Consider the following 17,762-nt stretch of genomic DNA (forward strand, 5'->3'; position numbering starts at 1 on the left):
TTTCCCGATATTGTTTGCCAACACCTGTTACTGCCGCATACCGCGCCCGCTGATCAGCAAGCGAATGCACACGCCATAGAGCACGGCGGTGGCTACCAGCATGAAGCCGACGGCGACACCGATACGAATGTCCGACACGCCGAGGATGCCGTAGCGAAAGGCATTGACCATATGCAGCACCGGGTTGACCAGCGACAGGGTCTGCCAGAACGGCGGCAACAGGCTGATCGAGTAGAACACCCCGCCCAGGTAGGTCAGCGGCGTAAGGACGAACGTCGGGATGATCGAGATGTCGTCGAAGTTGCGCGCGAACACCGCGTTGATGAAGCCGCCCATGGCGAAAATGGTCGCGGTCAGCAACACCACCAGCACGGTCACACCGAGGTGATGCACCTGCAGGTGGGTGAAGAACAGCGACAGCAGGGTGACGATCAGGCCGACCGCCAGCCCGCGCAGCACGCCGCCGGTTACATAGCCGATAAGGATGATGTGCGGCGACACCGGCGAGACCATCAGCTCCTCGATCGAACGCTGGAACTTGCTGCCGAAGAAGCTCGACACCACGTTGCCGTAGGAGTTGGTGATCACCGACATCATGATCAGCCCCGGCACTATGTATTCCATGTAGCTGAAGCCGCCCATGTCGCCGATCTGCCGGCCGATCAGGTTGCCGAAGATGACGAAGTACAGAACCATGGTGATCGCCGGCGGCAGCAGGGTCTGCGGCCAGATGCGGGTGAAGCGGCGGATCTCGCGGTAGACGATGGTGCGCAGGGCCACCATGTTGGCGGCGAACTCGGAATTCAGATAAGCCGTGCTCATACTGCCTCCTTGACCAGGTTCTTCTCGACCAGGGAGACGAACAGCTCCTCCAGGCGATTGGTCTTGTTGCGCAAGCTGAGCACCTCGATATTCTGCAGCGCCAATTGGCGAAACAGTTCGGTAATGCCCTGGTTCTTGTCGATTTGCACTTCCAGGGTGTGATGATCGAGCAGGTGCGCCGGGTAGCCGATCAGCTGCGGCGGCACCAGCAGCGACTCCTTCAGGTCGAGCAAAAAGGTCTCCACGTGCAGCTTCTTCAGCAGCGCCTTCATGCTGGTGTTCTCGACGATCCGGCCGTGATCGATGATGCCGATATTGCGGCACAACTGCTCGGCCTCCTCCAGGTAATGGGTGGTGAGGATGATGGTGATGCCTTGCTGGTTGAGCTCGGTGAGAAAACTCCACATCGAACGGCGCAACTCGATGTCGACCCCGGCGGTCGGCTCATCGAGGATCAGCAGGCGCGGCTGGTGGACCAGGGCGCGGGCGATCATCAACCGCCGCTTCATGCCGCCGGACAGCTCGCGCGAGGGCACATTGCGCTTGTCCCACAGCCCCAACTGGTTGAGGTACTGCTCGGCACGCTCCTTGGCGATGCGCGCGGGAATCCCGTAATAACCGGCCTGGGTCACGACTATGTCGAAGACCTTCTCGAACTGGTTGAAGTTGAACTCCTGGGGCACCACGCCCAGGCAACGCTTGAGCGCCGCCGGCTGCTTGTCCAGGTCATGGCCGAACACGTTGACCGTGCCGCTGGTCTTGGTCACCAGAGTCGAGAGAATGCCGATGGTGGTGGATTTGCCGGCGCCATTGGGGCCGAGCAAGGCGAAAAAATCCCCTTCGGCGACATCCAGATCGATGCCATGCAGAGCCTGGAAGCCATTGCCGTAGGTTTTGGTCAACTGCCGGATGGACAGAGCAGTACTCATAAAAAATGCACGCACCTGTAAAAAAGAAGAATTCAAAAGATGGGGGCTGCGCCGCTCACTACAAGGGCGAAGCGCAGCAAGTCTAGCGCCACAGCGTCGCCAATCGCAGTGTTATCGAGATAAATTGCCGGTTGCCGGCAAAACCGCCGCGCACAAAAGCCCATCAACTGGCCACGCCTCCTACGCTCCCGACTACGAGTACGGCACCTTTTGAAAGTCAGTTTGGCGCTGACAAGTGCGCGGCCCGGGGGTATCGTCCGGGCATGAATAACGCCGCGCAAGCCACGCTGCTGCTGCCCTACCACGCCCCCTGGGAGTGGCAACAGTTCCACGATCACTTCGCCCTGCGCGCCCTGGCGGGGGTCGAACGGCTGAGCCGCGAGTGTTACTGCCGCAGCTTTCGGCTGGCCAATGTCAGCGGCTGGTTCAGGGTAAGCCCGCAGCCCGGGCAGAACGCCCTGGCCTTGAGCTACAGCGCCTCGGCCATCCCCTGCCTGGCGCAATTGCAGGAGCGGGTGCGGCGCATGTTCGACCTGGATGCCGAACCGCAGCGCATCGGCCGACATTTCGCCCAGGATCCCTACCTGGCCACGCTGGTCGCGCGCAATCCGGGGCTGCGCCTGCCGACGGCCTTCGACCCGTTCGAGCAGGCGGTACGGGCCATCGTCGGTCAGCAGGTCACGGTAAAAGCCGCGGTGACCATCAGCGGACGCCTGGTCGCCCGCCTGGGCGAGCCCTTGCCGGCAGCCGACGGCGCCGGCGTCGACCGCCTGTTCCCCAGCGCCGCGGCAATCGCCGGCGCCGACCTGGAGGGCATCGGCATGCCGGGTAAACGCGTACAGACGCTGCAGCACTTCGCCGGACTGGTCGCCAGCGGCGCCTTGCACCTGGATCTGCGCCATGGCAGCGAAGCCCTGATCGAACGGCTCTGCGCCCTGCCCGGCATCGGCCCCTGGACCGCCGAATACATTGCCCTGCGCGCCTTCGGCGCAGCCGATGCCTTTCCCGCCAGCGACCTGGGCCTGCTCAAGGCGCCACTGTGGGGCGCCGACGGCATCGACGCCAGGCAACTCAAGGCCCGCGCCGAAGCCTGGCGACCGTGGCGCGCCTACGCCGCCGCCCACCTGTGGCACAACTATTCGCAGAGGTGAATGGCCATGTTCTACCGCTACCACCCCAGCCCCCTCGGCCGCCTGCTGCTGGCCGGCGATGAAACCGGCCTGCAGCAACTGCTGATGGAGATCGACGACAAACCCTGGCGGATCGGTGAGCACTGGCGAACCGCTGCTGGTGAACTGGATGAGGTGTGCCGGCAACTCGACGACTACTTCGCCGGCCGCCGTCGGCGCTTCGAGCTGCGCCTGGCGCCGCACGGCACGGCCTTTCAACAGGCGGTGTGGCAGGCGTTACAACGCATCCCCTTCGGCCAGACCAGCAGTTACAGCACCCTGGCCGCGCAGATCGCCCGGCCCAAGGCGGTGCGTGCGGTCGGCGCGGCCAATGGCGCCAACCCTATCGCGGTGATCATCCCCTGCCACCGGGTGATCGGCCGCGACGGCAGCCTGACCGGTTATGCCGGTGGCCTGGCGCGCAAGGCGCTGCTGTTGCAGCTGGAAGGAGCGCAGGTACCGGAGCAGGCAACGCTGGCGCTTTGAGGTGGGCTGCTAGGAGGCTGTCTCGCAATAAGCATTGCTCAAGCAGCTGCAGCTGGCCTGTGTAGGGAGCGCGGAGCCGCCTAGGCTGTGCGCACCACTGACAACCAGGCGCCTGGTGCGCACGGCGCACCCTACGAGCTGGTGTCATCGATTCTGAGACAGCACCCTACGGCGCCGGAATGCGCGCCAGCACCTGGGCCGGAACGCCGAGCGGCAGCGCCAGGATCAGGCCTTCGCCGGAGGCGGGATAGCTGCCGGTCAAGGCGCTGATATTCACCTGATGAGACACCAGCACCATGGGTGCACCGCGCGCCAGGCCATTGACCCGGGCGACCAGTTCCGCGGTCTGCTGGCTGGCGCGTGCACGGTTGGCGAAGAAGGAGTCCAGTGCCGGCAAGGGTTCGACCGCCCCCAGGTCCATTTCCCGCGCCGTATCCCGCGCGCGGCACCAGCGGCTGCTGAACAGCCTGGGCTGCTCGATGCGCTGGCTGCGCAGCAATGTGCCCCAACGCCGGGATTCCTCGCGCCCCTGCTCGCTGAGGTTGCGCTGGGTTGTGCAATCGTCGAGCTGGAAGCGCGCCGGGTCACCGAAGCCCGGCGCGCTGGCATGGCGCAACAGCAACAGCGCGCGGCCCTCACGCAGGGCGTCCCACGCCTGGCTATCGCTGGCGTAGGCGGGCAGGCTCAGACAGGCCAGCAACACCCAGCCGAGCACTTTAGAAACGGACGTTGCCACGCGGCCCCAGCAGCGCCCAGATGATCAGACCGATCACCGGCAGAAACAGGATCAACAACACCCAGAGGACTTTCTTGCCGACCTCGGTGTTGCTTTTGACGATATTGATGATGGCCCAGATACTCAGAACCAGAATAATCAGGCCGACAAGGCCATTCATTGTAGAACCCATGGGGACACTCCTGTGCGAAGGGTTGTCCGACTAGCATAGCCATCGATGCCCGGCGTTGTGCAAGCGCTATGTTGCGCTGCCTCTGCTGCATCATCCCCCAAACCAGCGATGCGTCAGTCATCCAGCCGCGGAAAACGGCTGGCAATATCATCGCCGGTGAACTCGGCGACCCAGCCATCGGTATTACTGAACAGACGGATCATCACGAAGTGCGGATGCTCGCCCATGTCGAACCAGTGTCGCGTGCCGGCCGGCACCGAGATCAGGTCACCCTTTTCGCACAACACGGCGAATACGTAATCATCGACATGCAGGCTGAACAGCCCGCTTCCCACCACGAAAAAACGTACTTCGTCCTCGGCATGCCGGTGCTCGTCGAGAAACTTGGCGCGCAGCTCGGCTTTGTCCGGGTGGTCATCGCTCACGCTGAGCACATCGACCGCGGTATAGCCGCGCTCGCTCATCAGTTGCTCGATCTGCGGGCGGTAGGCGGCGATCACCTGATCCTGGCTGCAGCCGGGAGCCAGCGGCGTCAGCGCCTGCCAGCGGTCGAAATGCACACCGACGGCAGCCAGGGTGCTGGCGATATCTTCCAGATGGGTCAGCACCTTGTTCGGCAGATCGGCAGAAGACTCGGGGTAGACGCTCAGGCTGCTCATATTCAGTATTTCCGTTGGTTATCCGTAGGCTGAGTAAAGGCACACTGCGCGCCAAAACCCAATGACATCCAGCACGATCGGCTCATGGCCGCGGTTCGTGCATGCGCGTGGCAGTGATGGCCGCGACCAGGGCGATCAGGCTGGCGATGGCGAACGTCCAGGCCGGGCCGATGCTGTTCCAGCTGTAACCGGAATAGAGCGCACCCAGGGCGCCACCAACCCCGGTCAGTGCGGCATACAACGCCTGCCCCTGGCCCTGCTGGCGGTCGGCGAAACTGCGCTGGACGAAGTGGATGGCCGCCGCGTGAAAACTGCCAAAAGTCGCGGCGTGCATCAGCTGGGCGAACAACAGTACCAGCAGATGATCGGCCAGGTTGCCCAGCAGCAACCAGCGCACGGCGGTGATCAGAAAGCTGGCCAACAGCACGCTGCGCAGCGAAAAACGCGCCAGCAGTTGGGCCATGACCATGAACAGCACGATCTCGGCCAGCACCCCGAGGGCCCAGAGCTGGCCGATCAGGCCGCGCGAATAGCCGAGCGACTCCAGGTGCAGGGTCAGAAAGGTGTAATACGGGCCGTTGCTCAGCTGCATCAGCCCGACACTGAGGTAAAACGCCAGGATGCCGGGGCGGCGCAACTGGCGGATGAAGCCGCCCTCGCCCACCACATTGGGACGCATGCGCGGCTGAGCGTTGGGCACCCACCAACTGCTCAGCACGATGCCACCCATGATCAGGATCAGCGCCCAGGGATAGGCGTCCAGGCTGAGCAGCTCGAACAGCTTGCCCAGGCCGACCACCGCGACGATGAAGCCGATGCTGCCCCACAGGCGAATCTTGCTGTAGCGCGCCGCCTGCTCCTGCAGATGGGCGAAGGTGATGACCTCGAACTGCGGCAGCACGGCATGCCAGAAGAACGCGTGCAGGGCCATGATCAGGGCCAGCCAGGCATAGCTCTGGCTGATGAAGATGCCGGCGAAACACAGCAGCGTGCAGATCGCGCCAAAGCGCACGATCGCCAGGCGCTGGCCGCTGTGATCGCCCAGCCAGCCCCAGATATTGGGCGCGATGCAACGCATCAGCATGGGAATGGCGACCAGTTCGCCGATGCGCGCGGCGGAAAAACCCAGGTGATCGAAATACAACGCCAGAAACGGCGCCGTGGCGCCGAGTAGCGAGAAATAGAAGAAATAGAAACCGGACAGACGCCAGTAAGGCAACGCGGCAGTCATGGTTTTGCCGTAGCCAGGGTTGAGCATAGCGATACCCAGGGAGCGCCTTGTTGGGTATCGCTATGCTCAACCCAACCTGCCCTGGCTGTCACAGCTGTGGCAACACCGGTGTGGTCACCCGCACTTCGGCGTTCTGTGCGCGGTGGCGCAGCAGGTGGTCCATCAGCACGATGGCCATCATCGCCTCGGCAATCGGCGTGGCGCGGATACCGACGCAGGGGTCGTGACGGCCCTTGGTGATCACCTCCACCGGGTTGCCATCGACGTCGATCGAGCGCCCCGGCGTGGTGATGCTGGAGGTCGGCTTGAGCGCCAGATGGGCGACGATCGGCTGGCCGCTGGAGATGCCGCCAAGGATGCCGCCGGCGTTGTTCGACACGAAGCCCTCCGGGGTCAGTTCGTCGCGATGCTCGGTGCCGCGCTGGGCAACGCTGGCGAAACCGGCGCCGATCTCCACGCCCTTGACCGCGTTGATGCTCATCAGCGCATGGGCCAGTTCGGCGTCCAGACGGTCGAAGATCGGCTCGCCCAGACCCGGCATCACCCCTTCGGCGACCACGGTGATCTTCGCTCCGACCGAATCCTGGTCGCGGCGCAACTGGTCCATATAGGCCTCAAGCGCAGGCACCTTGTCCGGGTCGGCGCTGAAGAAGGCGTTCTGTTCTACGCTGTCCCAGCTCTTGAACGGAATCTCGATCGGACCGAGCTGGCTCATGTAGCCGCGAATGACGATGCCCTGGGTCGCCAGGTACTTCTTGGCAATGGCGCCGGCGGCCACGCGCATGGCGGTCTCGCGGGCCGAACTGCGGCCACCGCCACGGTAGTCGCGGATGCCGTACTTGTGGTGGTAGCTGTAGTCGGCATGGGCCGGGCGGAAGACATCCTTGATCGCCGAGTAATCCTTGGACTTCTGATCGGTATTGCGGATCAGCAGGCCGATCGCGCAGCCGGTGGTCTTGCCCTCGAACACCCCGGCGAGGATTTCCACCACATCGTCTTCCTGGCGCTGGGTGGTGTGGCGGCTGGTGCCCGGCTTGCGCCGGTCGAGGTCGCGTTGCAGGTCTTCCAGCGACAATTCCAGGCCCGGAGGGCAACCATCGACGATGGCGACCAGCGCCGGGCCATGGCTTTCACCAGCGCTGGTGACGGTGAACAACTTGCCGTAGGTATTGCCGGACATTTGCAGGATACTCCGCGGGAATCAGCAACGGGCCTGACGCAACGCTTGCGCACGCCAGCCCCTTACTCAATAAAGGTCGCGAGTATACCCGCCGCGAAAGCCCAGTTCACCCTGGCAGCCTGTCGGACTTGACCGTCCGTAGCGAGGAGAAGACCGGACTGAGGCAGTTTTGTTGCTCTTTCGAGGCGAATAGCTGGCTATTTAACGAGAAATAGCAGCAAAAATGACCATTCCGGCTTCTCCGCAGTAGGACAGTGTTAAGTTCGACAGGCTGCTGGCACCTTATGTCGACGGCGACGTCCAACCCACTCCTGCTGCCACAGTGCCCATCATGCCGCGAGTTCTGCTGTTGACCCTGACCCTGCTTGCCGGCCTGACCCAAGCCGCGCCCCATACCATCATGCAACGGCCGATCAGTCTGACCACTGAGCAGGGCAGCCTGCATGGCACCTTATTGCGCCCGCAAAGCGACCAGCCGCTGCCTGTCGCCTTGCTGATTGCCGGCTCCGGACCGACCGACCGCGATGGCAACAACCCCGCCGGCGGGCACAACGACAGCCTCAAGCGCCTGGCCCAGGCGCTGGCCAAGCATGGCATCGCCAGTGTGCGTTACGACAAACGCGGGATCGCCGCCAGCCGTGCGGCCACCCCGGACGAGCGCGACTTGAGTGTCGAGCAATATGTCGCCGACGCTGCCGCCTGGGGCCAGCTGCTCAAGGCCGATAGCGATTTCAGTCGGCTGATCCTGATCGGCCACAGCGAAGGCGCATTGATTGCCAGCCTGGCGGCCCCGGCAGCCGGCGCCGATGCGCTGATCTCGATCGCCGGCAGCTCGCGCCCCATCGACCAGGTGCTGCGCGAGCAACTGCACTATCGCCTGCCGCCGAACCTGCTCGCACAAAGCCATCGCCTGCTCGACTCGCTGCTGGCCGGCCAGCCGAGCGATGCGGTGCCGGATAAGCTGCGCGTGCTGTTTCGCCCCAGCGTGCAGCCCTACCTGATTTCACTGTTTCGCCAGGATCCCAGCGCGGCCTTCGCCCGCGTGCAGATCCCGGCGCTGATCGTCCAGGGCAGCCATGACATCCAGGTCGGCGTCGCCGATGCCGAGGCCTTGCAAGCCGTCAAGCCGGATGCGCAACTGGCGATAATAAAGGGCATGAACCACGTCCTGCGCATCGTCCCACTGGACGTCAAGGCGCAACTGGCGTCCTACGACAACCCGCGTCTGCCCCTGGCGCGGCTGCTGACCGAGCGGCTCGCCGGTTTCATCAAGGAAACAGGCAAAGCGCCAGCCTCCAGCGCCGCGCAAACCGGCCGATAAAGGCTGGGCCAGCGCCACGCCTTGCCCTGGTATCGCGCACAGGACTGCCTTTATGACCGACGCCAACGCCCCACAATCTGCGCCTGACGCCACCGCCCAAGCGCAAGCTGCGGCCGAGAAAGCCCATCCCTGGGCGGATCTCGCGCCCGAGCACTTTCGCCTGTTGCGCCTGGCGCCCCTGCCGGTCGACCGCCACACCGGTACGCGGCCCTTGCGCTTCGTGCAACTGGGCCGGGTGGAGCGGCACGCCAAGGGCCAGAGCCTGCTGCGCCTCACCCTGCACCTGCCCGGCGTGCGGCTGCGCAAGGAGCTGAACCTGCTGGAAGTCTGGATCGACCACCGCAGCAAGGAGATGCGCCTCGGCCCGGAAAAGGGCTTGCTGGTAGAGCCGGCCAATCGCGGTCTGGGACGCTTTCTGCTGGCCCAAGGCATCGCCTGGGCCCAGCGACACTGCGCCCACTACCTGGTAGAAGGCGCGGCCCTGCCGGCCAAGGACGCCCTGAGCGAAGACTCTCGCCTGCGCCGCGACCACTGCCTGCAAACCCAGGGCTTCGACATCGAATACCTCGATCCCCTGCAACTCAAAGCCCGCTACAGCGCAGCCCGGGTCAGCAGCCTGCACAGCGATTGGCACAGCGACAAGGTGCAGATCGTCGACCTGCTCGATGCCGCGGCCATGTTGCAACAAGCCGACCAGAACCTGCGAGAGCAGGACGTCAAGCTGCGCAAGCTGGACTCACGCCTCGAACTGTTCCGCCGAGAAGACAGCAGCCTGCGCTTCACCATCGCCTGCCTGGTGGCGTTTTGCATGTTCCAGGCGGGCTTGCTGATCTGGATGGCCACGCGTTAAGGCAGCAGGACTTTTCCCTGCGCGCATGGCGGTGGCTTCCTGCTGATTCGCAGTTGCCCGCAACACCCCTGCCGTTCGGCTATCACGCCCCCCTTGCCGGGCGTGAACAGGGCTCTCACCGCCAAGTCGTCCGACTGATCACCACTGTGAACCGGACGTCGCCATGCCTGGTGCACGCAAACGACAGAGGGCGCCCAAGCGGGTGCCCTCTGTGTTTGTCTGACCGTCAGGCCGCATCTTCAACCTCTTCAATCCGCTCGGCCTTCCGGACCCGCGGCAGCAGCATAGGCACGCGTTGGCGGTAGGCCGCATATTCCGGGTGAACCTTGAGCAGGTCGCGCTCCTCCAGGTAGATGCCGATCAGGATATAGACGCTGGTCAGCACGGCGAACAGCAGGTGCGCCGCCGTCATCTGCGGGGTGCACCAGAAGACGAAGAACCAGCCCAGATAGAGTGGATGACGCACCAGCTTGTAGGCCGCGGGAGTCTTGAAGGGTAGCGCCGTATAGGGTTTTCCCAGCAATTGCAGCCAGACCTGACGCAAGCCGAACAGGTCGAAGTGGTTGATCAGGAAGGTGCTGTACAACACCAGCGCCCAGCCGAAGCCGAAGCCCGCCAACAACGGCAACTGGCCACTGCGATTCTCCACCTGCCAGATGACGCCGCCCATGGGTTGCCAGAAGTAGAACAAGGCGATCAGCGCCAGGCTGGAGAGCAGCACATAGGTGCTGCGTTCCGCCTCCTGGGGAATGAACCGCGTCCACCAGGACTTGAAGGCCGGCCGGGCCATCACACTGTGCTGGATGGCAAACACCGCCAGCAGCAACATATTGATCACCAGGGCGTTGCCGAAAGCCATTTCGGGGATCCCGTCAATGCTCCGCGGCACCACAGGAAAATTGCCAACGAAGGCAATGGCGTACAGGAAAGTGGCGAAGAATACGGCATAACTGCCGACGCCGTAGAGAAAGATCGCAAAGCGTTTCATGGTTATGGTCCTGCCTCGATTGGGGGTAGCTGCAAGACTGTTTGCAGTCGAGGTCAGATTGCGCCGGGTCTGTATCTGTACGATGGCGGCATGTTTAGCCTTTGTATGCGCGTGGTTTCAGAGGCTGGAAAAATATCGAAGGCCGTCGGGCGAGCGATTTCTTCTCAGCCTCTCAGTCGCTGTCACTGGGCAGAATCGTGCGCAGCCAGGCATGCAGCCGAGCCTGATCCAGGGGCTTGCGCATCAGCGCACGAATACCCTGGGCCAACACCTCGGTTTCGTCGAGTTGCTCGCTGAAACCGGTATAGAGCGCAATCGGCAGGTCGCCACGAGCGGCCAACAGACGGCGGGCCAACTGCAGCCCCGTCAGGCGGGGCATGCACTGGTCGAGAATCACCAGATCCCAGGCATATGGATCGCTGAGCAGCTGCTCAGAGGCCTGCTCGGCATCGCACCACAGGCACACGTCGAGCCCCCATTGGCTCAGACGTTCGGCCATGAACTCGGCCACCATGCTCTCGTCGTCGACCACCGCGACCCGCCCGCGCAAACGGCCCTGGTGGCTGTCCTGGAGCAGGGTCGAGCTGCCCGTAGACACCTGAGTGGCCGCCTGCACCAGCGGCGGAATCAACACCTTGAAACTGGCACCCTCGCCCGCGCGGCTGTCCAGCAGGATATGCCCGCCATACTCATGCACGATGCCATGCACCATGGACAGCCCCATGCCGCTGCCCTGTCCGGGCGCCTTGGTGGTGAAGAACGGTTCGAACATGTGCAGTTGAACCGGCCCGCTGATGCCGGGGCCGGTATCCCGCACCGACAGCATCAGGTAGTCGCCATTGAACGCCTGCTGGCAGGAGGCACAGGTATTGCGCGGCTGGACGACCCGCTGCAGGGTAATCTGCAGCCGACCGACGCTGCCCATGGCATCGCGGGCATTGATGCACAGGTTCATCAACACCTGCTCCAGCTGCACCGGATCGACCATGGCTGGCGGCAGATCCCGGGCCAGGCTCATCTCGATTTCCATGCTGGTTGGCAGGGTGGATTGCAACAACTGACGGAACTCGCCGATCAGCGTGCCCAGCGCCACTGGCTGTGGCTGACCACGACTGCCGCGGCTGAAGGTAAGCATTTGCTGGATCAGATCGCGGGCCTTTTCCGCCGAGTATTGCACACGGCTCAAATAACGGCCCAAGCGCTCATCGCCCTGCTTTTCCGCCAACTCCTCAGCCATCACCGTGTAGCCGAGCATGCTGGTCAGCAGGTTGTTGAAATCATGGGCGATGCCTCCGGTCAGGTGACCTATGGCTTCCATGCGCTGGGCCTGGCGCAACTGTTGTTCCAGTTCTGCGCGCTGGGACTCGGCCTGCTGACGCTCGGTGATATCACGCAGAAAGCCGATAATCTGCGGTCCTTCGGCACCTTGCACCACCGAGATCGCCAGCTCGGCAGGAAACTCCTGGCCATCGGCGCGCTGCGCACAGACTTCCACCCGTCGGCCGAGAAACGCCCCCTGCCCCGTCTCCAGAAAGCGCTGCAAGCCAAGGCGATGGGCATGTCTATGGCGCGCGGGGATCAGCAATTCGGCCAGCGACTGCCCCAGCACTTCACCAGCCGTATAGCCGAAACACTGTTCGGCAGCCGGATTGAAGGTGGTGATGCGCCCTTGGGAATCCATGCCGATGATGCAGTCCAGCGCACAGCTAACGATGGTGCGGTACTGCTGCTCGCTGGCGCGCAGGGCACTCTCGGCCTCCTTGCGTTGGCTGATCTCGCGGGTAAAGGCGAGAATCCGGTCGATGCCGGCGATGCTCGCTCGCTTGAGAAATACCTCATCCCAGTGCAGGCTGCCATCGCGGTTGCGCCTGAGCCACTCGAAGCGCTGCGGTCCTTCATCGCGGGCCCGGGCCAGCCAGCGCAGGGCATCTGCGCCGGTATAGGGTGAATAGCCGGCACTGAACACTTCGTTGTCCAGGCGCAGCATTTCCTCATAAGCGTAACCGTAGATCTCGCAAGCCCGTGGATTGATGTCCACCAGGGCAAAGCTGTTCAGGTCATGAACGAATATCGCATCCGCGGACGCCTCGAAGATCGAGCGATAACTGGCCTCGGCATCCAGACGCTGCAACTCGGCGGCAGCCCGTACCGAGAAGATGCGCAGGATCGATTCCACCCGACTGCGATCCTGCATAGGCCCACAACGGCCCGCCGCAATCAGACCCAACGGCCTGCCATCGCTGGCGAACAGCGGATAACCGGCATAGCTGTCGACCGCAAAAGCCGACAGCACGTCGTCATCCGGGTAGCGTTCGAACAACCCACTGTCGACGAAGTGGAAGGCCTTGTTGAACACCGCCTCGCAGGGCGTACCCGGCAGTTCGTAGGTGACGTTGCCGTGCAGCTTGCCCGCGTAATAGAGCGCCAGGGTCGTCAACGTCAACGGCACGCCGTCATTGACGCGACTGACGAAGGCGAAATCGGCGCGCAGCGAACGTGCCATATAGCGCGCAATGGCTTCGAATACCGCCTCTCCGGTGGCGGCGCTGACGCCCAGGGCGACATGCCGCAACGCCTCCTCGACGCGTTTGCGCTCGCTGATGTCGGTGGAGATGCCGCATACGGCGATGACCTGCCCCTGCTCGTCGCACAGGGGAAACTTGCTCGACAGATAGACCCAGGAACGGTCCTGCAGGATCAGTTGTTCCTCGAACTCGATGGAATGGCCAAGGCTGGTCACACACAGGTCATTGTTGCGCAGGGCGTCGGCGACGGTGGCGGGAAACAGCTCGTGATCGCTGCGGCCCAGAACCTGCTCGGCGCTCAGCTGGAAGAACCGCTCGAAGGCACGGTTGACCAGTTGATAGCGGCCCTGCAGATCTTTGATGTAGATCACCGCACTGCTGTTATCGACGATCTGCCGTAACGGATGATCCAGGGCACTGGCCACCAGTGCCGGAACCGGTTGGGTCATGCTGCATCTCCGCACGAGTACTGTGTCCTGAGTATAGGAAGCGCCGCTGCTGGCACGGCGCTCGACAACCAGACTGAAACAATTGAAACAGAGGCCGATGGTCGTGAAAAAACCCCGACCGACGCCCCTCTACCTCAGGTAACACGCCCTCACCAGCTCCCGGCTCAATGTGGCGGGCCGACTACCAGCATGTAGCCCACGCCACGCAGGGTGCGAATGATCTGCGGCTTTTCCGGGTCGTCTTCCAGCTTGCGGCGTAGACGGGCGATACGGATATCGATGGAGCGGTCGTAAGGGTTCCAGTCACGGTTCTGCGTCAGGTTGAGCAACTGGTCACGCGACAGCGGGCGATTGGGTCGCTGAGCGAACGCCTGCAACAGATCGAACTCCATGGCGGTCAGTTCGACTTCATGACCCTGCTCGTCGTACAGCTGCCGGCGTTGCAGATCGAGACGATAGCGGCCCAGACGGATGCCCTCCTCGCTCTCGGCGCCGGCCTCCCTCACCGCCGTACGCCGATAGCGACGCAACACGGTTTTCACCCGGGCCAGCAGCTCGCGCGGATCGAAGGGCTTGGCCAGGTAGTCGTCGGCGCCCACCTCCAGGCCGATGATCCGGTCGAGCGCACTGCCGGCCCCGGAAATCATGATCACCGGCAGGTCATGGTGTTCGCGCAGAAAGCGCGCCAGGCTCAGGCCATCCTCACCAGGCAGGCCGACATCCAGCAAGACCAGGTCGGGGCTGCCAGCCTGCAGGGCCTGGCGCATGCCCGTGCTGTCGGCACAGGTGCGCACCTGATAGCCATGTCCGCCAAGGTAGTCTTCGAGTAACTGGCGCACCTCGCCATCATCGTCCACCACCAGGATCTGTGTGCCCTCCTGCATGCCCGCACCCTCGCCGACCCGCCGCTCCTCACAGCATAGCCAGCCAGAGGCGCGGCGCGTCAGGCTATTGGCCGAACGGCCTGCTGGGGCATTGCGACTAGCTTGACCGGGATCAAAGTCTCCGGCTCGGGCCGTCCTATGCTGCAGGCAACGAAAACCGCAGAACGATGAGGGATCAGGCATGACGATCAAAACCATCAGCGCCCATGGGCAAATGCATGCCGGCATGAGCATCGAGGTGCAATGCGGCGATTATCGCGTGGTCATGGACCAGCCCGCGCATGCCGGCGGTCAGGGCCTGGGCCCCACCCCGCTGGATATCGTCCTGGCGGCGGTCGCCGGCTGCTTCGGCACCCTGGGCCGCTACATCGCCCATCAGCAGAAGATCGAACTGCGCGGCATGCGCTTCGAGATCGAGGCCGACTACGACCCCGACGGCCTGCTCGGCCGGCGCGATGACGTGCGCCCCGGGTTCCAGGCACTACGGGTCAAGGTCGAGATCGACGCCGACCTCGACCGTGAACAGAAACAGGCGCTGCTCGACGAGATCGAGCGCCGCTGTCCGCTGGCCGACAACCTGCTCAACGGCACCCAACTGCACAGCAGCCTGGCCTGATTTGGCGGGCAACCATCAGCGCACCTGAAAGCGCTGCTCGGCCAGCTTGCGATCATTCTGGAACACCATGAAATGCCACTCGCCCGGCACGATTTCATGGGGCTCGCTGAACTCGAAGGCCATGACGTCCTGGGGTGCTCCGGGCACCAGCGCCTGCACCACGGCAAACTTGTCGTGACGCTTGCCGTCGGGCGTGGTGACACCGGGCGTCAGGTAGAGCAGGGTCAAGGGGGCGCCGTCGACGGTTTTACCGACCAGGGTATAGCGCATACCGAACTTGCTGCCGAGCTTGGCCGGGATCACCTCAGTGCGCTCGATCTGCTGATTGCTGCGGGTCAAGACCCGCTCGCCCGGCTTGAAGTCCTGGTACTGGCTGGCAAAGATACCGTATTCCACAGGGCCCTCGACCCGCACCTCGGCCTGCACCAGGCCGGCCGTCAGTATGAATGCGGCCAGCGCACTGAAACGGGTGTATTGCATGTCGCGCTCCTTGTTTGGGATTGCGCGAGCCTATGACACCCGTGTGACAGGCGAATGACAAGCTACTGCTCGAGTTCACCGCGCACCTTGCGCGGCAGGATGGCTAGGAAGTTGTCCAGCGCGACCTTGTGCGCTACCTCGGCGGGCAAGGCATCGAGGAACGGCTCGAACCCGCGCATGTACTCGCCCATGCTGTCGAAGCGGCCCACCACGTCGGAGCCGAGCATGAACCGCTCGGGATAGCGCCTGACCAGTTTCAACCAGTCCGGGTCGGGCTTGCCCTGCTCATCCAGCAGATAGGGTCTGAGCATGCTCCAGGACAGATCGATATACAGGTTCGGGTAGGCTTCGAGCATGCGATCGAGGGTCGCCAGGAGGAAATCCAGCTTTTCTTGATGCCGATGTATTTCCAGGCTGGTACCGGCATGCGCCCAGATGAAGCGCACATGCGGATGATTGCGCAGCGGCGCTTCCATTTCCGGCAAGTACAGTGGGTTACGCTCGCGCTTGGAGGTGATGTTGGAATGCAGCATCACCGGCAAGTCGTATTCGGCGGCCAGATGGTAGACCCGCGCCAGCGCCTCGTTGTCGGCCCGCGGCGCCTCGCCGTGGATCAGCGCGGTCAGGTCGTCGTGCCGGGTGAATATTTCGCCGATGCCCTGCCACAGGCCGGGATCCATTTCGAGCATGCGACGAATATGCGCATCGGCGTTCATGTCGCTGGGGTTGAAGCCGGAGAGGAAGGGATGAAAGCGCCGGCGCTGCTCGGTCGGCAGCTGCTTGTAGGCATGCGCGATCAGCCCATCGGTGGCGCTGTACCAATAGGCATTGGCGTCGTCACCGGCGTAGTAACGCGGGCGCTTGGGTTCGTTCTCGTCCCATTTCTTCGCCACCGGGATCCCCGAGAGCATCACATGCTCGACATTGGCCTCGGCCATGCGCGCGAGCAGCTGGTCCATGCCGGCGCTTTCCTGGAAAAAATCGACGTAATGCAGATGGGCATCGCTGTAGCGATACTCGCGCGAGTACGCACCGCTCGCGGCCAGCACGAGGAACAGGATCAAGCTCGAACGTAGAAGATGCACAGCGGTGTCCTCCTGACAGCATGGTCTGGGTAGACCCGGCAGCTACCCGGCAAGTTCAGCGAGCGCGCAGGCGTGGCCCACGACCCCAGGATGAATAGTCCGGGGCTGGAGCGGCTCGGCCAGCGATAATTTCCGCACCCCAGTCACGCTCTGTCGGCGCTGGCCTGCAACCGCAGCGATGGACTAGGCTGGCAGCTTAGCCATATTCCATCCCCGGAGTTGCCATGAGCGCCACTCGCAATGCAACCGGCCTGCTGCTGATCCAACCGCACCCGGAGAAGATCGCCGGCCAGCCGATCCTGCGCCCGCTGCCGTCGGCCAAGTGCCGCAGCGTCGGCCCCTTCGTATTCTTCGACCATATCCTCGAGCACGACTATCCGCCCGGCCGCGGCCTGAATATCGACCAGCACCCGCATATCGGCCTGTCCACCCTCACCTACCTGTTCGAGGGCCAACTGCAGCACAAGGACAGCCTCGGCTCGGATCAACTGGTCAAGCCCGGCGAAGTCAGCTGGATGACCGCCGGCCACGGCGTGGCGCATGTCGAACGGACTCCGGCGGCGCTGCACCAGCGCGGCTCGCGTCTGCATGGCCTGCAGGTCTGGCTGGCCCTGCCCGAGACGGAGGAACAGGGCGAGCCGAGTTACAGCCACTATATCGCCGACAGCCTGCCGCACAGCGAGGCCATGGGCGTGCAGATCCGCCTGATCGCCGGCAAGGGTTTCTGCCTGCAGTCGCCGGTGCCGGTACGCTCACCGACCCTGTATGCCGAACTCAGGCTGGCCGCCGGCGCCAGCCTGGCGATTCCCGCCGAGCACCCACAGCGGGCGCTGTACCTGATCGACGGCGAAGCCTTGCTGGATGATCAGCCCCTGCCACTGCACACACTGGCGGTACTACCCGAGGGCGAAACCTTCACCCTCAGCGCCTGCGGCGAAAGCCATCTGGTAATGATCGGCGGCCAATCCCTGGGGCCGCGACGGATCGACTGGAACTTCGTCGCCAGCGACCCGGCACTGATCGACCAGGCGCGCCAACGCTGGGCCGCGCAGGACTGGCCAACGGTGCCAGGCGAGACCGCGCGAATCGAGCTGCCACGCTGACGGAGAAGATTTGTTGCACTCCCGCGACATCCAAACAGCAGGTGCTCGGGTATAACCCTTGGCACGCTCACACACTC

18 protein-coding genes are annotated in these 17,762 nt (G+C 63.6%); 6 read left to right on the forward strand and 12 right to left on the reverse strand.

Annotated features, from left to right (window positions below; all coding sequences use genetic code 11):
- Positions 1 to 27: 27 nt before the first annotated feature.
- Together R3355_RS04870 and R3355_RS04875 are read right to left on the reverse strand one after the other, a co-directional pair.
- On the reverse strand, positions 28 to 807 hold the full coding sequence (locus R3355_RS04870) for an ABC transporter permease (protein WP_318960459.1): 780 nt from the start codon (positions 805 to 807) through the stop codon (positions 28 to 30).
- A gap of 11 nt (positions 808 to 818) precedes the next feature.
- Positions 819 to 1,751: an ABC transporter ATP-binding protein gene (locus tag R3355_RS04875; RefSeq protein WP_318960297.1), complete on the reverse strand. Its 933-nt coding sequence runs from the start codon at positions 1,749 to 1,751 to the stop codon at positions 819 to 821.
- Between the two features lie 263 nt (positions 1,752 to 2,014).
- Between R3355_RS04875 and R3355_RS04880 the strand changes: the two genes are divergently transcribed.
- Positions 2,015 to 2,902: a DNA-3-methyladenine glycosylase gene (locus tag R3355_RS04880; RefSeq protein WP_318960298.1), complete on the forward strand. Its 888-nt coding sequence runs from the start codon at positions 2,015 to 2,017 to the stop codon at positions 2,900 to 2,902.
- A 6-nt stretch (positions 2,903 to 2,908) separates the two neighbouring features.
- On the forward strand, positions 2,909 to 3,406 hold the full coding sequence (locus tag R3355_RS04885; protein WP_318960299.1) for a methylated-DNA--[protein]-cysteine S-methyltransferase: 498 nt from the start codon (positions 2,909 to 2,911) through the stop codon (positions 3,404 to 3,406).
- Positions 3,407 to 3,572: 166 nt separating this feature from the next.
- Here R3355_RS04885 and R3355_RS04890 read toward each other — a convergent pair whose 3' ends face one another.
- The 5 genes from R3355_RS04890 to aroC all read right to left on the reverse strand — a co-directional run bounded on the left by R3355_RS04890 (position 3,573) and on the right by aroC (position 7,384).
- Positions 3,573 to 4,142: a histidine phosphatase family protein gene (locus R3355_RS04890; RefSeq protein WP_413243481.1), complete on the reverse strand. Its 570-nt coding sequence runs from the start codon at positions 4,140 to 4,142 to the stop codon at positions 3,573 to 3,575.
- Complete coding sequence (locus R3355_RS04895; protein ID WP_172150897.1) at positions 4,123 to 4,314, reverse strand: PLDc N-terminal domain-containing protein; 192 nt, start codon at positions 4,312 to 4,314, stop codon at positions 4,123 to 4,125. The genes R3355_RS04890 and R3355_RS04895 overlap by 20 nt, the downstream gene beginning before the upstream one ends.
- Positions 4,315 to 4,427: 113 nt before the next feature.
- The gene (locus R3355_RS04900; RefSeq protein WP_318960300.1) at positions 4,428 to 4,973 is read right to left on the reverse strand and encodes an acireductone dioxygenase; all 546 of its coding nucleotides are present in this window, start codon (positions 4,971 to 4,973) and stop codon (positions 4,428 to 4,430) included.
- Between the two features lie 82 nt (positions 4,974 to 5,055).
- Positions 5,056 to 6,204, reverse strand: a complete 1,149-nt coding sequence (locus R3355_RS04905; protein ID WP_318960301.1) for an MFS transporter — start codon at positions 6,202 to 6,204, stop codon at positions 5,056 to 5,058.
- Positions 6,205 to 6,292: 88 nt separating this feature from the next.
- Positions 6,293 to 7,384 (reverse strand): chorismate synthase, encoded by a 1,092-nt coding sequence (gene aroC, locus R3355_RS04910; protein ID WP_318960302.1) that lies wholly within the window; start codon positions 7,382 to 7,384, stop codon positions 6,293 to 6,295.
- A 331-nt stretch (positions 7,385 to 7,715) separates the two neighbouring features.
- Here aroC and R3355_RS04915 point away from each other — a divergent pair, with 331 nt between their 5' ends.
- Positions 7,716 to 8,705 (forward strand): alpha/beta hydrolase, encoded by a 990-nt coding sequence (locus R3355_RS04915; RefSeq protein WP_318960303.1) that lies wholly within the window; start codon positions 7,716 to 7,718, stop codon positions 8,703 to 8,705.
- 52 nt (positions 8,706 to 8,757) lie between these two features.
- Positions 8,758 to 9,555: a hypothetical protein gene (locus tag R3355_RS04920; protein WP_318960304.1), complete on the forward strand. Its 798-nt coding sequence runs from the start codon at positions 8,758 to 8,760 to the stop codon at positions 9,553 to 9,555.
- A gap of 226 nt (positions 9,556 to 9,781) precedes the next feature.
- Here R3355_RS04920 and mddA read toward each other — a convergent pair whose 3' ends face one another.
- The 3 genes from mddA to R3355_RS04935 form a co-directional block, all read right to left on the reverse strand.
- Positions 9,782 to 10,543: a methanethiol S-methyltransferase gene (mddA, locus tag R3355_RS04925; protein ID WP_318960305.1), complete on the reverse strand. Its 762-nt coding sequence runs from the start codon at positions 10,541 to 10,543 to the stop codon at positions 9,782 to 9,784.
- A 172-nt stretch (positions 10,544 to 10,715) separates the two neighbouring features.
- On the reverse strand, positions 10,716 to 13,517 hold the full coding sequence (locus R3355_RS04930) for a PAS domain S-box protein (RefSeq protein ID WP_318960306.1): 2,802 nt from the start codon (positions 13,515 to 13,517) through the stop codon (positions 10,716 to 10,718).
- A gap of 164 nt (positions 13,518 to 13,681) precedes the next feature.
- Positions 13,682 to 14,401, reverse strand: coding sequence for a response regulator (locus R3355_RS04935; RefSeq protein ID WP_318960307.1), 720 nt, complete (start codon positions 14,399 to 14,401; stop codon positions 13,682 to 13,684).
- A 181-nt stretch (positions 14,402 to 14,582) separates the two neighbouring features.
- On the opposite strand from R3355_RS04935, the gene R3355_RS04940 reads away from it, so the two are divergent.
- The gene (locus tag R3355_RS04940) at positions 14,583 to 15,017 is read left to right on the forward strand and encodes an OsmC family protein (RefSeq protein WP_318960308.1); all 435 of its coding nucleotides are present in this window, start codon (positions 14,583 to 14,585) and stop codon (positions 15,015 to 15,017) included.
- 15 nt (positions 15,018 to 15,032) lie between these two features.
- Here R3355_RS04940 and R3355_RS04945 read toward each other — a convergent pair whose 3' ends face one another.
- Positions 15,033 to 15,497: a DUF3859 domain-containing protein gene (locus R3355_RS04945; RefSeq protein ID WP_318960309.1), complete on the reverse strand. Its 465-nt coding sequence runs from the start codon at positions 15,495 to 15,497 to the stop codon at positions 15,033 to 15,035.
- Between the two features lie 62 nt (positions 15,498 to 15,559).
- The gene (locus tag R3355_RS04950) at positions 15,560 to 16,582 is read right to left on the reverse strand and encodes an amidohydrolase family protein (protein ID WP_318960310.1); all 1,023 of its coding nucleotides are present in this window, start codon (positions 16,580 to 16,582) and stop codon (positions 15,560 to 15,562) included.
- Between the two features lie 224 nt (positions 16,583 to 16,806).
- Here R3355_RS04950 and R3355_RS04955 point away from each other — a divergent pair, with 224 nt between their 5' ends.
- Positions 16,807 to 17,685 carry a pirin family protein gene (locus tag R3355_RS04955; RefSeq protein WP_318960311.1) on the forward strand — a complete coding sequence of 293 codons (879 nt, stop codon included), beginning with the start codon at positions 16,807 to 16,809 and terminating at the stop codon, positions 17,683 to 17,685.
- The last annotated feature ends 77 nt before the right edge of the window (positions 17,686 to 17,762 follow it).

The sequence above is a fragment of the Pseudomonas sp. genome, assembly GCF_033723075.1.
Lineage (GTDB): Bacteria > Pseudomonadota > Gammaproteobacteria > Pseudomonadales > Pseudomonadaceae > Aquipseudomonas.

Excerpts from the sequence above, each read along its gene's own strand:
- R3355_RS04875 (WP_318960297.1), bottom strand. The coding sequence starts at position 1,751 with ATGAGTACTGCTCTGTCCATCCGGCAGTTGACCAAAACCTACGGCAAT.
- R3355_RS04880 (WP_318960298.1), top strand. The coding sequence starts at position 2,015 with ATGAATAACGCCGCGCAAGCCACGCTGCTGCTGCCCTACCACGCCCCC.
- R3355_RS04885 (WP_318960299.1), top strand. The coding sequence starts at position 2,909 with ATGTTCTACCGCTACCACCCCAGCCCCCTCGGCCGCCTGCTGCTGGCC.
- R3355_RS04895 (WP_172150897.1), bottom strand. The coding sequence starts at position 4,314 with ATGGGTTCTACAATGAATGGCCTTGTCGGCCTGATTATTCTGGTTCTG.
- R3355_RS04900 (WP_318960300.1), bottom strand. The coding sequence starts at position 4,973 with ATGAGCAGCCTGAGCGTCTACCCCGAGTCTTCTGCCGATCTGCCGAAC.
- R3355_RS04905 (WP_318960301.1), bottom strand. The coding sequence starts at position 6,204 with ATGACTGCCGCGTTGCCTTACTGGCGTCTGTCCGGTTTCTATTTCTTC.
- aroC (WP_318960302.1), bottom strand. The coding sequence starts at position 7,384 with ATGTCCGGCAATACCTACGGCAAGTTGTTCACCGTCACCAGCGCTGGT.
- R3355_RS04915 (WP_318960303.1), top strand. The coding sequence starts at position 7,716 with ATGCCGCGAGTTCTGCTGTTGACCCTGACCCTGCTTGCCGGCCTGACC.
- R3355_RS04920 (WP_318960304.1), top strand. The coding sequence starts at position 8,758 with ATGACCGACGCCAACGCCCCACAATCTGCGCCTGACGCCACCGCCCAA.
- mddA (WP_318960305.1), bottom strand. The coding sequence starts at position 10,543 with ATGAAACGCTTTGCGATCTTTCTCTACGGCGTCGGCAGTTATGCCGTA.
- R3355_RS04930 (WP_318960306.1), bottom strand. The coding sequence starts at position 13,517 with ATGACCCAACCGGTTCCGGCACTGGTGGCCAGTGCCCTGGATCATCCG.
- R3355_RS04935 (WP_318960307.1), bottom strand. The coding sequence starts at position 14,401 with ATGCAGGAGGGCACACAGATCCTGGTGGTGGACGATGATGGCGAGGTG.
- R3355_RS04940 (WP_318960308.1), top strand. The coding sequence starts at position 14,583 with ATGACGATCAAAACCATCAGCGCCCATGGGCAAATGCATGCCGGCATG.
- R3355_RS04945 (WP_318960309.1), bottom strand. The coding sequence starts at position 15,497 with ATGCAATACACCCGTTTCAGTGCGCTGGCCGCATTCATACTGACGGCC.
- R3355_RS04955 (WP_318960311.1), top strand. The coding sequence starts at position 16,807 with ATGAGCGCCACTCGCAATGCAACCGGCCTGCTGCTGATCCAACCGCAC.